This window comes from Streptomyces tubbatahanensis, from assembly GCF_022699385.1.
Taxonomy (GTDB): domain Bacteria; phylum Actinomycetota; class Actinomycetes; order Streptomycetales; family Streptomycetaceae; genus Streptomyces; species Streptomyces diacarni.
This window is the reverse complement of record NZ_CP093846.1, coordinates 6,010,127-6,023,941: the sequence shown is the minus strand read 5'-3', so window position 1 is coordinate 6,023,941 and position 13,815 is coordinate 6,010,127. Positions and strand designations below refer to the sequence as shown.

Here is a 13,815-nt window from a genome sequence, read left to right as displayed (position 1 = left end):
CCCCGATGCCAGGGAATCCGGCATAGCGCGGCCGCACCCCGCGTGCTGCCCTCAACGCGGGTGTCACGTCGGCGCTACGGCTGCTTCCCCGCTCGGGGTACGAGGACCGGGCACAGTTGCCCGAACGGACAGGTCCAGATCGAGACGGCTGTTCATGTCCAGCTCGAACCGGCCGTACGGATTGACATGGGTCCAGAACAGCGGCGACAGGGCCCGCTGGTCCGCGTCGGTGAGCCTGTCCGCCCACTTCGGATCGGCCAGGACCTCCTGCATCAGCAGCGTGTTGACGTGCACCAGCGCGGACTGGAGCAGGTGCAGCGCGAGCATGCTGACCTCCTGGGACTCCTTGTCCGCACCGGCCAGGTCGCCGTCCTTGCCGTAGGAACAGCGCCGGGTAGGCAGAAGCCGCGAACGGCGGGGCGGCACGCAGGTGTCGGTGCGGAGGCAGGGCGGGACAGGAGCAGGGGCGGACACGGGCCGGGCAGAGAGGCCGGCCAGAGCGGAGCTCGCGGCGAGCGGGTTCCGGTCAGGCTGAGGCGTGTGGGCGGGCGGCTCCGCCGCGTGTCGGGGTGGGTCGGCCCCGCCCGCCGCCGCGGTGCCCGCCTCCCGTCACGCCGACGAGGCGAACCGCAGCGGGTCGTACGGCCCCGTGTCGATGCCCGGTTCACGGCCGAGCGCCAGCCGGGCGGCGACAGCGCCCGCGAACGGTCCTGCCGTCAGGCCACCGGAGCCGAGTCCGTTGGCGACGACCAGTTCGGGGATGCCCGAACCACCGGAAACCGTGCCCAGCACCGGCTGCCCGTCCGGGGTCGTCGGGCGGAAGCCCACCCGGGTCTCCAGGTGGGTGGCCCTGGCGAGTCCCGGCGCCACGGCCATGGCCTGTTCCAGCACCTCCCCCAGGCCCGCGGCGGTGACACGGTGGTCGAAGCCGGTGCCGCTCTCCCGGGTGGCGCCGACGACGACACGCGAGTCGTCGAAGGTCAGCAGGTAGTGCCCGGTTCCCGGCAGGACGACGGGCCAGTGCGCGGTGTCGGTGGCGGACAGCCCCAGGTGGACGATCTGGCCACGCTGCGGCACGACGGGCACGCGCACGCCGAAAGGCTCCAACAGCGCGGGCGACCAGGCGCCCGCGGCGGCCACCACCGTGTCGGCCTCCAGCACGTCGCCGTCCACCCGCACTCCCCGCACCCGGGCGCCGCGGACCTCGACGGCAGCGGTACCGCCGACGACGCGCAGCCCGTGCCGCTCGGCCGCCGCGACCAGCGCGCTCCGCATCCGGCGGCCGTCGAGCCGCGCCGCCCCGGAGAGGTGCAGCGCTTCTTCCGCGAAGGCGTGGCGGTGGCGGCCGGCTCCGAGGGCATGGTCCTCGGGTTCGTCACCGTGGGTCCGTGCGGGTGCGAGGGCGGGGAACATCCGGTGGGCGTCCACCGCGCCCACCACGCTGACCTCGCCCGCGTGCGGGTCCGCCGCGGCACGCGCTGACACTCTCTCGCGCACCCGCGCCGCCTCGGTCCCGTCCGCGGGCAGCAGGACGAGCGCGCCGACCCGGCGGTGGCCGACGTCGTCCTGCCCGTCCTCGGCGAGGGCTTTGAGCAGGTCCGGGTAGTACCCGGCACCGGCCACGGCGAGCGGCTCCGCCACGCGCCCCGACCACGGGCAGATGATGCCGGCGCCCGCCGAGGTGGCGCGTCCCTCGTGCGCCGCGTCCACCAGTACGGTCTCGACGCCCGCGCGTGCCAGTTCGTAGGCGGCGGCCGCACCGACGATCCCCGCTCCGACAACGACGATCCGCACGCCGCCTCCTCCGCTCGGCCCCGATCAGCCCCGCGCTCGGCCCTGTTCAGGTTCCTGCTCGGCCCTGCTCAGCCCCCGCACTCGGCCCTGGTCGGGCCCAGCTCACCACCCTTCCCGAACGCCCGTCAACGCCCCCTCGCGCACGGTTCCCACCGCTCGACCGAGGAGGACGCCACCGCGCGCGGAGGGGACCTCGCCCCTCGTCGGCCCGTCAGGACGACCGGTGGCGGGACCGTCCCTCGACGCGGGGCGGTGGCCGGTCGAGTGCGCGCAGCACGGCCGCGGCGGCGAGTTGCGACGCGGCCACGCCCAGTACGAGGGCTGCGGGCGGCAGCTGGGCGAGAAGGCCGACGAGGGCGGAGCCCGCCGCCGCGCTCGTCAGCTTCAGACCTGCGCCCAGGGTGAAGACCTGGGTGCGCGCGCCGGCGGGCGCGTGCTCAGCGCGCAGCCGCAAGGTGGCCGTCAACAGCGGCCCGTCGCCCAGACCCGCGAGGGCGAACAGCGCGACGGTCAGCGGAAAGGCGGGGGCCAGGGCAGCGCCCGCCAGTGCGAGCGCGGTCGCGCACAGGCTGCCCAGAGCGAGCCGTCCGGCCTCGGGCGCTCCGCGCCACCTGGCGAGACCCAGCGAGCCGACCAGCCCGCCCACCGCGAACGCGGTCATCAGGACACCACCTCCGTCGGCCCGGCCACTTGCCGCTGCGTTCCCGGCGGCCCCGGCGGTCCCGGCATCCCCCGCCAGCAGTACGGCCGCGACGGGCAGCCCGCCGATCCCGAGGAAAGCGACGCAGGTGGCCACGGTGAGCGCGCGCAGCTGCGGAACCGACCAGAGTACGCGCACCCCGGCGGTGAGCCGGTCGCGCAGTGCGCCGGCGGAGCGCGCGGGGCCCGCGTCCACCGCGGCGAGCCGTGCGGGGTGCGGCAGCGTGGTGGCAGCCAGCAGGGTCGCGCAGCCGGCGGAGACGGCCAGCAGGGCTGCGCCGGGCCCGGCGGAGGAGACGGCGACGGTGGTGCTCACGGCGGCGGGGGCGGTGACGGCGGCGGCGTTGTAGCTGGCGGCGTCGAGCGCGTAGGCGCGGGAGCGGGCGCGGCCCTCGGGGACCAGGGAGCCCAGGAGGCTGGAGAGACTTCCGGTGACGACGGGCCCGGCGCAGCCGCCGAGCACCGCGGCGGTCACGGGGAGCCACGCCGGTGCGCGTCCCACCGTCAGGCCGAGTACGGCGATGGCCGTGCCGAAGACGGCGAGCGCGCCACCGTGGAAGAGCCGGGGCCTGCGGGCCCGCTCGGCCAGGGCGCCCGCCACGGGAGCGGCCACCGCGTGCGGCGCCAGCCAGGCGGTGAGGACGTAGGCGCCCAGTGCGGGGCTGCCGGTGCGTTCGAGCGCGAGGAGGGCGAGTGCGACGGCGACGCCCTCGTCCGCGAGCCGCGCCAGGAAGGCCGTCGCCAGATACGCCTTCACCGCTCCCCCTCATGAGCTCATGCCGCACGGGCTCATGCCCGGACAGGCGCCAATGTAACGCCCCACCTTTATAATGCGTTACATGAGCGAGAGCACGAGTGTGCACGGGGGCGGTGGGCGCGCGGGCGGGTTCAGGCCCGGTGAGCGGCTGGTCGACCTGGCGAACGCGGTCCGGGACGATCCGGAGGCGTCCAGGGACGTACTGGCCGCCGTGCTCGCCCGGCACGGCGAGACGGAGCGCGACCTGGCGAGCCTCACCGCACCCGAGGCGAGCGCCCTGCGCGGCGCCGTCTCGGAGCTGACCGACCGCGTCCTCACCGAGACCGACACCGACCGCGCGGCGACCGCGCTCAACTCCCTGCTGGAGCGCTGCGGTGCCCGGCCGCGGCTGAGCAGACACGACGGTCACGCCTGGCACCTGCACGTCGACCGGGACGACGAGGCCAGCTGGGCCGAGTGGCTGACCGCGTCGGGCGCGCTCGCGCTGGCCAGGATGCTGAGCGAACAGGGTGGCATCGCGTGGGGAGAGTGCGCGGCCTCCGGCTGCCGCAGGCTCTTCCTCGGCGGCGGTCCCGGAGCCCCGCGCCGCTACTGCTCCCGCACATGCGCGACCCGCACCCGCGTGGCCGCCCACCGACGGCGCCACGCGCAACCGTGACGGTGTACGGAGAGACGCACATGACGCACTGACGGACAGCCGAGCACCGTGACGGTGCACGGAGTACGGACAGCGGAGCGGTGGACCGTTGGGTGCGGGGTCAGGGCAGCACGGCGATGCCGTCGAGTTCGATCGCGGCGTCCTCGTCCCACAGCCGTACCGCCCCGATGACGGCCATCGCCGGGTAGTCGCGCCCGGCCAACTCGTGCCAGATCCGGCCCAGGTGTGCGGCGTGGTGGCGGTAGGCGGCCACGTCGGTGGTGTAGACGGTGACCCGCGCCAGGTCGCACGGCTCGCCCCCGCACGCGTCCAGTGCGGCCAGCAGGTTGGTGAGGGCGATCCTGAACTGGTCGGGGAGCGAGGTGGCCGCGACCCGGCCCTCCCCGTTGAGTGCCGTCTGGCCCGCGAGGAAGACCAGCCGGGTGCCGGCGCGGGCCGTCACCGCGTGGGAGAACCCGCGGGGCGGGGAGAGCTCCGCCGGGTTGACGCGGGTCACCGCCGTCCGGGAGACGGCGCTCTCGCTGTTACCGCCCCGCACCTCCTGGCTGCCGGCCGGTGGCTCCTGGCTGCCGCTCATGTGGGCGACTCCTTCGTGTGCGGCCTGCCGGTGCGCGGCGGGCGTGTCCTGTACAGCTCCTTGGCGATGAGCGAACGCTGCACCTCGCTGGCCCCCTCGTAGATGCGGGGCGCGCGGACCTCCCGGTAGAGGTGTTCGAGAAGGTGGCCGCGCTGGAGCGCTGCCGCGCCGTGGATCTGGACGGCGGTGTCCACCACGTACTGCGCGGTCTCCGTCGCCATCAGCTTGGCCATGGCCGCGCGCCGGGCGACGTCACCGCCGGTGCCGGTGCTCGCGTCGTACGCACTCGCCGCGGCGTACACCAGCAGCCGTGCCGCCTCGGTGCGGGTCGCCATCTCGGCCAACTGGTGGGAGACGGATTGCAGGTCGCGCAGGACGCCGCCGAAGGCGGGCCGCTCGGCGGCGTGCTGGAGGGAGGCGTCCAGCGCGGCCTGCGCCATGCCGACGGCGAACGCGCCGACGCTGGGGCGGAAGAGGTTGAGGGTGCGCATGGCGACGGGGAAGCCCTGCCCCGGCGCGCCGAGCAGGTCGGCGCCCGTGACGGGCACGGCGTCGAAGGTGAGGGTGCCCAGCGCGTGCGGCGCGAGCATGTCCAGGGGTTCGCCCGTCAGGCCCGGCCGGTCGGCGGGGACGAGGAAGGCGCTCACACCGCGCGAGCCCGGGCCCTCTCCCGTGCGGGCGAAGACCGTGTAGAAGTCGGCCTCGGGGGCGTTGGAGATCCACGTCTTGCGTCCGCTCAGCCGCCACCGCCTCGCGGCGTGTTCTCCACCGCCGCCGTCTTCCGGCCCCGCTCCGGGGTCGGGCTCGGCACGCAGGGCGAGGGCGGCCGCGTCGCTGCCCGCACCCGGCTCGCTCAGCGCGAACGCCGCGACCGCGCGCCCTGCCGCCACCTCGGGCAGCCAGCGCGCGCGTTGCCCGGCTGTGCCCACGTCGGCGACGGGCCCCGCACCGAGCCCCTGGAGCGCGAGCGCGGTCTCCGCCTGCGGGCAGGAGTAGGCCAGCGCCTCGCGCAGCAGGCACAGGTCGAGCGCGCTGACGCGCTCTCCGGGACGCGCACCGGGAACGGCGTGGCCGAGCAACCCCCACTCGCCCAGCTCCCGCAGCAGGGGCCGGTTGACGCGCCCGGGGTCGCCTGACTCGGCGTGCGGGCGCAGCCGCTCGGTACCCAGGGTGCGCAACCGCGCGCTCCACTCCTGTTGTGCGCGGCTGAGCGCGAACGCCGAGGCGGAGGCGGCTGCGTGCGGTGGCGGAGCAGCGGGGTCGGCCGAAGGGACGGAAGCGGGCGGAGGTGAGGACGAAGGCGGGGGCGAGGGCGGCGTGGCCCGGCCCGGCGGCGGCTCGGTGGCGGACATGGCGGCTCCTCTCGGCGTCGGGCCCCGGCACGGGCCCTTCTCCCCGTGCCGCCCGCCCTCTTGTCTATCGCGGACCATTGACTGCCGTCACCATCGCGTTACGCTCAACGCCACTCGCCACCACCGGCGCCGCCGCCTCCCGAGCCGCCCGCGAGGGGGTAGATCGGTCATGCCACCGACTCCGTCAACGCCCGTCGCCACCGCTCACGTCGACACGTTCGCCCGGGACCACCTGCCACCACCCGGCCAGTGGCCCGACCTCCTGCTGGACAATCCGGCCCTCGACTATCCCGAACGCGTCAACTGCGGCGAGGAGTTGCTGGACCGTACCATCGCGCGGCTGGGGCCCGACCGCCCCGCCGTCCACGCCGGCGGCGTGACCTCCCCCTCCGGTGAGAGAACCCCGCGCCGCACCTGGACCTACGGCGCACTGCGTGCGCTCGTCGACCGGTTGGCACACGTGCTGCGGGACGAGATGGGGGTGGTGCCCGGCAACCGGGTACTGCTGCGCGGGCCGACCAGCCCGTATCTGGCCGCCTGCTGGCTCGCGGTGATGAAGGCGGGGGCGGTCGCCGTCACCGTGCTGGCGGCGCAGCGGGCGCGGGAGCTGGCCACCCTCTGCCGCCTCGCCCGCGTCTCGCACGCGCTGTGCGACGCGCGGTCGGCGGACGAGTTGGCCCAGGCCGAGGTTCCCGGCCTGCGCACGTGGCTGTTCGGCACGGGCGACGCCGGCGACGTGCTGCGGCTCGCCGCCGGCAAGCCCGACCGGTTCGGCGCGGTGGCCACGGCCGCCGACGACGTGGCGCTGATCGCCTTCACCTCCGGCACCACCGGCGTCCCCAAGGGCTGTGTGCACTTCCACCGCGACGTGCTGGCCGTCGCCGACACCTTCGCCGCGCAGGTGCTGCGCCCACGCCCTGACGACGTCTTCGCGGGGACGCCGCCGCTGGGCTTCACCTTCGGCCTCGGCGGCCTGGTGCTCTTCCCGCTGCGGGTGGGCGCCTCGACGCTGCTGGACGAGTTCAAGGGCGCCGCGCAGACGCTGGATGTGATCGCACAGCACCGCATATCGGTGCTGTTCACGGCACCGACCGCCTACCGTGCCCTACTGGCGCGGCTGGCCGAGGGCGACCGGGGCGCGGCGCGCGCCCTCTCGACGCTGCGCCGCTGCGTCTCCGCCGGGGAGCATCTGCCCGCCGCCACCTGGCAGGCGTGGCACGCGCGCACGGGCCTGCGGATCATCGACGGCATCGGCGCCACGGAGATGCTGCACATCTTCCTCTCCGCCGCGGACGAGGCGATCCGGCCCGGGTGCACGGGCGTTCCGGTGCCCGGTTTCGAGGCCAGGATCGTCGCGGAGGGCCCGGACGGCGCGCTGGTGCCCGTGCCGGACGGCACCCCGGGGCTGCTGGCCGTGCGCGGCCCGGTCGGCTGCCGCTACCTGGCGGACGAGCGGCAGCGCGCGTACGTGCGGGAGGGCTGGAACCTGACGGGTGACACGTACGTACGGGAGCAGGACGGCTACTTCCGCTACGTCGCGCGCGCCGACGACATGATCATCTCGGCCGGGTACAACATCGCGGGACCCGAGGTCGAGGAAGTGCTGCTGGGCCATCCGGACGTGCGGGAGGCGGCCGTGGTGGGGCGCCCCGACGCGCGGCGGGGGCAGATCGCGGTGGCGCACGTGGTCCTGGCTGACGGCGTGCCGGCGGACGAGGCGACGGCCGAGCGGCTGCGGCAGCACGCGCTGGCGCGGGCGGCCCCGTACAAGTGTCCTCGCGCGTTCGTGTTCACCGCGGGCCTTCCGCGCACGCCCACGGGCAAGCTCCAGCGCTTCCGGCTGCGCGAGGGCGGGGAGGACGCCGCGGGGCACGGGCCGCCCGAGGCGCGCCGCGCGTCCGAGCAGCCGCACGAGCCGGATCAGGCGCCCCGTTCGGGCGGCTCAGCTGCGGATCTAGAGTGACCGCGTGGTACAGAAAGCGTCCGAACACTTCGATACGGCACCTCGCGGTCCGGAGACCCCGCAGCCGAGCAGGCCGTCCCCCGGTTCCCTCATCCTCACCTTCTACGGCGCCTACGGGCGCGAGCTGAACGAGTCGGGAACGGTACCCGTCGCCACTCTCATCCGGGTGTTGCAGACCGTGGGCGTGGACGCGCCCTCGGTGCGCTCGGCCGTATCCCGCCTCAAACGGCGCGGCCTGCTGACCGCCGACCGGCCCGGCAGCAAGTCCGCCGGATACCGGCCCTCCCCGGCCGCCACGCAGCTCCTCGCCGACGGCGACCGGCGCATCCACACCCGCCCCGATCCTGACGGCTCCTGGCTGCTGGCGGTCTTCTCCGTGCCGGAGAGCGAACGCGACAGGCGGCACGTGCTGCGCTCCCGGCTGGCCAGGCTGGGCTTCGGCAACGCCGCCCCCGGCGTCTGGATCGCCCCCTCCCACCTGGAGGAGGAGACCCGCCACGCCCTCGACCGCCTCGGCCTCGCGCCCTACGTCGACCTGTTCAGGGGGGAGCACGCCGGGTTCACGCTGACCGCGCGCTCCGTGGCCCGCTGGTGGGACCTGGAGGGGCTCGCCGAGCGTCACCGGGCGTTCCTCACCGTCCACGAGCCGGTGCTCAGGCGCTGGTCGCGGCGGGCCCGCACGCCCGCGGAGGCCGCCTACCGCGACTACCTTCCCGCCCTGGACGCCTGGCGGCGCCTGCCGTACGCGGATCCGGGACTGCCGCAGGACCTGCTGCCCAAGCGGTGGCCCGGTGAGCGCGCCGCGAAGGTGTTCTTCGCCCTGCACGCCGCGCTGCGGGACGCCGGCCTCGCGTACGTACGGGAGGCCTACGCCGGCGCTCTCGACCGCTGAGCCGCCCGTCGGAAGGCGCTCCTAGCGGTGCCGCCGGTCGTCGCCGCGCCGTTGACCCGGGCGCTCGGAGGGCGGTGCGTTCTCGTCCCCCGGGGGCTCGTCCCACCAGCGGTCGTCGGGCTCCCTGCGGTTGCCGACGATCGCGGCGACGGGCGGGATGACCATGGCGACCACGCACATCCCGATCGCCGCGGGCACCGACCAGAGCCGCACGAAGGCCCAGGCGCTGACGAACAGCACCAGGCAGACCGCCATCAGCGCGAAGTAGCGCCGCCGCCTTCGTGCGTACATGTCTCCACGGTACGGCGGGCTCGGCCGTCCGTCAGGCGGGGACGTGCGCGGGCCGGACCGGGGCCGCGGCTTTGGGGTGTCGTTTTCACAGCGCGAGGCGGGGCTTGGGTGCGTCGGTGCGGCCCGTGGGGGGACGGCGGCTGCCCGCACGGTAGGGCTCGGGCCAGGGCGCCCCCGGCCCGGTGTAGCCCTGCTCGGCCGCCGCGTGCAGCGTCCAGTGGGGGTCGTACAGGTGCGGCCTGGCCAGTGCGCACAGGTCGGCGCGGCCCGCCAGGACGAGCGAGTTCACGTCGTCCCACGAGGAGACGGCGCCGACGGCGATGACGGGGACGCCCAGTGCGTTGCGGATGCGGTCGGCGTACGGGGTCTGGTAGGAGCGGCCGAAGTCGGGGCGTTCGTGGGCGACGACCTGCCCGGTGGACACGTCGACGGCGTCCGCGCCGTGCTCGGCGAAGGCGGCGGCGATGCGGACCGCGTCGTCGCCCGTGGTGCCGCCCTCCGCCCAGTCGGTCGCGGAGATCCGCACCGTCATGGGACGGTCGGCGGGCCAGGCCTCGCGCACCGCGTCGAACACCTCCAGGGGGTAGCGCAGTCTGGCGGCCAGTGCGCCGCCGTAGGCGTCGGTGCGCCGGTTGGTCAGCGGGGAGAGGAACCCGGACAGCAGGTAGCCGTGCGCGCAGTGCAGCTCCAGCAGGTCGAACCCCGCCCGTGCGGCGCGGCTCGCCGCCGCGGCGAACTGGTCGCGCACCGCTGCCAGCTGCACCGGTGTGAGCGCCTGCGGGACCTGGCTGACACCCGGACGGTAGGGCAGCGGGGAGGGCGCGACCAGCGGCCAGTTGCCCTCGGGCAGCGGTTCGTCGATCCCTTCCCACATCAGCTTCGTGGAGCCCTTGCGGCCCGCGTGACCGAGCTGGACGCCGATGGCGGCCGTCGGCGATCGGGCGTGCACGAACGCGGTGACGCGGCGCCAGGCGTCCTCCTGTGCGTCGTTCCACAGCCCCGCGCACCCGGGTGTGATGCGCCCGCGCGGGGAGACGCACACCATCTCCGTCATGACCAGTCCGGCCCCGCCCAGCGCCCGCGCGCCCAGGTGGACGAGGTGGAAGTCGCCGGGCACACCGTCTTGGGAGCTGTACATGTCCATCGGGGAGACGACGACGCGGTTGCGCAGGGTCAGCCCGCGCATCCTGAAGGGCGTGAACATCGGTGGCGTGCCCTCGGGTACGCCCGCCTCGCGTTCGGCCGCCGCGACGAAGGCGGCGTCGCGCAGCCGCAGGTTGTCGTGGGTGACACGGCGGCTGCGCGTGAGCAGGTTGAAGGCGAACCTGTACGGCGGCTGCCCGGTGTACTCGGCCAGTTCCTCGAACCAGGTCAGGCTCGCGCTCGCCGCCCGCTGCGTGGAGCGTACGACCGGCTGCCGCTCGGCCTCGTACGCGGCCAGCGCCGCCGGCAGGTCGGGCTGCTCACGCAGGCAGGCGGCGAGCGCGAGCGCGTCCTCCACCGCGAGCTTGGTGCCCGAGCCGATGGAGAAGTGCGCGGTGTGCGCCGCGTCGCCGAGCAGCACGATGTGGCCGCCGGCGGCGCCGCGGTGCCACCAGCGCTCGTTGACGACGGTACGGAAGGCGGTCCACTGCGAGGTGTTGCCGCGCAGTGGCCGCCCGCCCAGGGTCTCGGGGAAGAGCCGCGCGCAGGCGGCGGCCGAGGCGTGCTCGTCCAGCGCGTCGAACCCGGCGGCCCGCCACACCTCCTCCCGGGTCTCGACGACGGCCGTGGAGGCGTCTCCCGCGAACGGGTAGGCGTGCAGCTGCACCACCCCGTGCTCCGTCTCGGCGATCTCGAAGCGGAAGGCGTCGAGAGCGAAGTCGGCGGCCAGCCATATGTAACGGCAGCGGTGGGGGGTGACGGTGGGTCCGAACACGTCGGCGTGCGCGGTGCGGGTGGCGCTGTGCACGCCGTCGGCGGCGACGACGAGGTCGCAGGAGCGTGCCAGCTCGGCGGCCGGCGGCGCCTCGGTGGAGAAGCGCAGCCCGACCCCCAGCTCGCGGCACCGCTCGTGCAGCACGGACAGCAGGGTGCGGCGGCCCAGCGCGGCGAATCCGTGCCCCGCGGAGCTGAGGACGCGGCCGCGGTGGGCGACCTCGATGGCGTCCCAGCGCACCATGTGGGCGCGCAGCGTGGCGAACACGTCGGGGTCGGCGTTCTCGATGCCGCCGACGGTCTCGTCGGAGAGGACGACGCCGAACCCGTACGTGTCCTCTCGCGCGCCCCGTTCGTAGACGGTGACCTCCCGCGCCGGGTCGAGGCGCTTGAGCAGCAGTGCCGCGTAGAGCCCGCCGGGCCCGCCACCGATGACGGCGACCCGGAGGGCCCTGGCTCCGGTCGGCTGGGCGGGCCGCGCGGTCACCGGCGGACCGCCGTCCCCGCCGGGCCTGCGGTTCACCGTCCCCGCCAGACGGGCGGTCGCTTGGCGGTGAAGGCGGCGTGGAACTCCTGGTAGTCCTCACCGTGCATCAGCAGCGCCTGGGTGGCGGCGTCCAGTTCGACCGCGCCGGAGAGCGGAAGGTCGAGTTCGGCGGTGAGCAGCGCCTTGGTCTGCGCGTGGGCCAGTGCCGGGCCGTCCGCCAGCCGCCGGGCGAGCTCCCCCGCGGCCCGCTGGGTCTCGCCCTCGTCCACCACCTGGCTCAGCAGTCCGATGCGCTCGGCCTCCGGTGCCCGCACCGGCTCGCCCAGCATCAGGATCCGCGTCGCATGGCCGAGGCCGACGACGCGGGGCAGCAGATAGGCGGCGCCCATGTCGCCGCCGGAGAGGCCGACCTTGGTGAACAGGAAGGCGAACCGCGCGCTCGGGTCGGCGACCCGGAAGTCGGCGGCGAGCGCCAGCACGGCGCCCGCGCCCGCGGCAACGCCGTGCACGGCGGCCACCACGGGGAACGGCGCCTCCCGGATCGCCCGCACCACCTGCCCCGTCATCCGGTTGAAGTCCAGCAGCCTGGCGGTGTCCATACCGAGGGTGGCGCCGATGATCTCGTCCACGTCACCGCCCGAGCAGAAGCCGCGCCCCTCGCCCGCCAGCACGAGCGCCCGCGGGCGCTCCCGGTGCGAGAGCTCCGCGAGCAGGTCGCGCAGGTCCGCGTACGCCTCGAACGTCAGGGCGTTCAGCTTCGCGGGCCGCGCCAGCGTGACGGTGGTGACCCCGTCCTCTTCGCGCACTTCCAGATGCCGCCAGCGGGCGGTGCGTTGAGCGGAACCGGTGAACGGGCTCATACGGGCCTCCGTCGCTGGATCGGCGAACGCGCCCGGGTGGGCACCCGGGCCACCACGCGCCCGAAAGTATCACCTGTCCGTGACCACCGTCACGAGTACGCGATAGACGCGAGCTGCCGGATGTCCCTGCGCCCAGCGGGAGTTCACCGGATCGGGCGAAGCCCGCTGCGCGGGAACGGTTCGCCGCGCGGCCGGCTGCGTACGGTCTGCCGTATGGCAACCACGGCACCGGAGCGCCGCACGGCGCCCACGGCGGCGGCACAGCACGCCGGGCAGTCCACACGAGCCGTGCCGGACACACGAGCCGTGCGGGCACCGGTGGTCACCGCGCTGCACCTGTCGGCGTTCCGGGCACTGCGGGCACGGACCGTTCCGCTGGAGCCGCTGACCGTGGTGACGGGCCCCAGCGGGAGCGGAAGGACCAGCGTGCTCCAGGGCTACGAGGCCCTGGCCCGGCTCGCGGCGGGAGCCGCCTTGGACGACGTCTTCACGGCCGGCCGCGGCGAGCCGTCCCCGTACGTACCGCAGGCCGCGCGCCCGGACCGGCAGGGCCGGCGCGGCTTCCGGCTCGGTTGCGCCGTGGCGGGGCCCGCGGGGCCGTTGCGGTTCGACGTCGCGGTGCAGGCCGAACCGGAACTGCGCGTGGTCGGCGAGCGGCTGACCGACGCGCACGGCACCACGCTGCTGGCGACCGCCCTGCGGGACCCGGCACGGCACGCGGTGGAGGCCACCTGCCGTGCGGCGGGAGCGGCCCGCGCGCTGCGCACGCCCTTCCCCGACGACCGGCTGACGCTCCCCCTGCTGCCGCTGCGCATGGCGGGCACGACGCGGGCCGAACGGGCGCTGCTCCAGGCCGCCGAACAGGTCGTCGTCGCGCTGCGGTCGGCCTTCGGCTGCGCTCCGGTACCGGCCAGGATGCGGGACCCGGTCGCGGTGCGGGACGGGATGCTGCACGGTGACTGCGCCAACCTCGCCGACGTGCTGCGCCGCACGCGCGCGGAGTGCGCCACCCGGCACGCGGCGCTCCTGGCGGCGGTGCGCGACGGCGGCACGGGCACGGTGGCCGAACTGCGCGCCGAGGAGTGCGGGTCGGGCCTGGTGCGGGCCGTACTGGCGCGCGAGCAGGCGGGCGCCGTCACACCAGTGGCGTGGTTGGGCGACGGCGAACTGCGCTTCCTGGCCTTGGCACTGGTGCTGCTGACGGGCCCCGGCGTGCTGTCGGTGGACACGGTGGAGGAGGTGCCTGCCGCCCGGCGGGCGATGACGGTACTGGCAGACGGCCTCGACGGCGGGCTGGACGAGCGCCAGACGGCCGCGCTGCTGGCGCTGGCGGACCGGATGAGCGAGCGCGGCCACGTACGGCTGCTGGCGACGGGCACACAGGGCGGCCTCCTGGCACGGGAGGCCGCGCGGAGGGAGGGCGTGTGCCTGGTAGACCTTGGAGCGTGAACGAGACGCACGACGAGACGCACGACGGCACATACGGCGACGGCGGCCGCGAGGACGGGGCGCGCGGTGACTCCGGCGCGCCCCGGAATGGCGGCGCACACGCAGACGGGGGCGCGCAC

The 13,815-nt window shown here is 75.3% G+C and carries 12 protein-coding genes; 4 read left to right on the top strand and 8 right to left on the bottom strand.

Annotation, left to right across the window (positions count from 1 at the left end):
* Nucleotides 1-63: 63 nt before the first annotated feature.
* From MMF93_RS25955 to MMF93_RS25945, 3 genes are all read right to left on the bottom strand, one after another.
* A complete protein-coding gene (locus tag MMF93_RS25955; protein ID WP_423835527.1) occupies nt 64-426 on the bottom strand; it encodes a Tn3 family transposase in 363 nt (120 codons plus the stop codon).
* 183 nt (nt 427-609) lie between these two features.
* Nucleotides 610-1,794: an NAD(P)/FAD-dependent oxidoreductase gene (locus MMF93_RS25950; protein WP_242755265.1), complete on the bottom strand. Its 1,185-nt coding sequence runs from the start codon at nt 1,792-1,794 to the stop codon at nt 610-612.
* 211 nt (nt 1,795-2,005) lie between these two features.
* Nucleotides 2,006-3,250, bottom strand: a complete 1,245-nt coding sequence (locus MMF93_RS25945) for an MFS transporter (RefSeq protein WP_242755263.1) — start codon at nt 3,248-3,250, stop codon at nt 2,006-2,008.
* 73 nt (nt 3,251-3,323) lie between these two features.
* On the opposite strand from MMF93_RS25945, the gene MMF93_RS25940 reads away from it, so the two are divergent.
* A complete protein-coding gene (locus MMF93_RS25940; protein WP_423835526.1) occupies nt 3,324-3,908 on the top strand; it encodes a CGNR zinc finger domain-containing protein in 585 nt (194 codons plus the stop codon).
* A gap of 100 nt (nt 3,909-4,008) precedes the next feature.
* Here MMF93_RS25940 and MMF93_RS25935 read toward each other — a convergent pair whose 3' ends face one another.
* Nucleotides 4,009-4,485, bottom strand: coding sequence for a RidA family protein (locus MMF93_RS25935; RefSeq protein WP_242755259.1), 477 nt, complete (start codon nt 4,483-4,485; stop codon nt 4,009-4,011).
* Nucleotides 4,482-5,837: an acyl-CoA dehydrogenase family protein gene (locus MMF93_RS25930; protein WP_242755257.1), complete on the bottom strand. Its 1,356-nt coding sequence runs from the start codon at nt 5,835-5,837 to the stop codon at nt 4,482-4,484. Before MMF93_RS25930 ends, MMF93_RS25935 begins: the two co-directional genes overlap by 4 nt.
* A 169-nt stretch (nt 5,838-6,006) precedes the next feature.
* Between MMF93_RS25930 and MMF93_RS25925 the strand changes: the two genes are divergently transcribed.
* Together MMF93_RS25925 and MMF93_RS25920 are read left to right on the top strand one after the other, a co-directional pair.
* A complete protein-coding gene (locus MMF93_RS25925) occupies nt 6,007-7,800 on the top strand; it encodes an AMP-binding protein (RefSeq protein WP_242755256.1) in 1,794 nt (597 codons plus the stop codon).
* A gap of 4 nt (nt 7,801-7,804) precedes the next feature.
* On the top strand, nt 7,805-8,692 hold the full coding sequence (locus MMF93_RS25920; protein ID WP_242755255.1) for a PaaX family transcriptional regulator: 888 nt from the start codon (nt 7,805-7,807) through the stop codon (nt 8,690-8,692).
* A 21-nt stretch (nt 8,693-8,713) separates the two neighbouring features.
* Here MMF93_RS25920 and MMF93_RS25915 read toward each other — a convergent pair whose 3' ends face one another.
* The 3 genes from MMF93_RS25915 to MMF93_RS25905 all read right to left on the bottom strand — a co-directional run bounded on the left by MMF93_RS25915 (nt 8,714) and on the right by MMF93_RS25905 (nt 12,247).
* Nucleotides 8,714-8,983, bottom strand: coding sequence for a DUF3099 domain-containing protein (locus MMF93_RS25915; protein ID WP_242755254.1), 270 nt, complete (start codon nt 8,981-8,983; stop codon nt 8,714-8,716).
* Nucleotides 8,984-9,068: 85 nt separating this feature from the next.
* Nucleotides 9,069-11,387 (bottom strand): bifunctional salicylyl-CoA 5-hydroxylase/oxidoreductase, encoded by a 2,319-nt coding sequence (locus MMF93_RS25910; RefSeq protein ID WP_242755253.1) that lies wholly within the window; start codon nt 11,385-11,387, stop codon nt 9,069-9,071.
* A gap of 32 nt (nt 11,388-11,419) precedes the next feature.
* Nucleotides 11,420-12,247, bottom strand: coding sequence for an enoyl-CoA hydratase family protein (locus MMF93_RS25905; protein WP_242755252.1), 828 nt, complete (start codon nt 12,245-12,247; stop codon nt 11,420-11,422).
* Nucleotides 12,248-12,460: 213 nt separating this feature from the next.
* On the opposite strand from MMF93_RS25905, the gene MMF93_RS25900 reads away from it, so the two are divergent.
* Entirely contained in the window at nt 12,461-13,696 is a 1,236-nt protein-coding gene (locus tag MMF93_RS25900) for an AAA family ATPase (RefSeq protein ID WP_242755251.1), read from the top strand.
* The last annotated feature ends 119 nt before the right edge of the window (nt 13,697-13,815 follow it).

What these genes read in the sequence shown, in the direction of transcription:
- MMF93_RS25940 (WP_423835526.1), top strand. Translation starts at nt 3,324, where the DNA reads ATGCGTTACATGAGCGAGAGCACGAGTGTGCACGGGGGCGGTGGGCGC.
- MMF93_RS25935 (WP_242755259.1), bottom strand. Translation starts at nt 4,485, where the DNA reads ATGAGCGGCAGCCAGGAGCCACCGGCCGGCAGCCAGGAGGTGCGGGGC.
- MMF93_RS25930 (WP_242755257.1), bottom strand. Translation starts at nt 5,837, where the DNA reads ATGTCCGCCACCGAGCCGCCGCCGGGCCGGGCCACGCCGCCCTCGCCC.
- MMF93_RS25925 (WP_242755256.1), top strand. Translation starts at nt 6,007, where the DNA reads ATGCCACCGACTCCGTCAACGCCCGTCGCCACCGCTCACGTCGACACG.
- MMF93_RS25915 (WP_242755254.1), bottom strand. Translation starts at nt 8,983, where the DNA reads ATGTACGCACGAAGGCGGCGGCGCTACTTCGCGCTGATGGCGGTCTGC.
- MMF93_RS25905 (WP_242755252.1), bottom strand. Translation starts at nt 12,247, where the DNA reads ATGAGCCCGTTCACCGGTTCCGCTCAACGCACCGCCCGCTGGCGGCAT.
- MMF93_RS25900 (WP_242755251.1), top strand. Translation starts at nt 12,461, where the DNA reads ATGGCAACCACGGCACCGGAGCGCCGCACGGCGCCCACGGCGGCGGCA.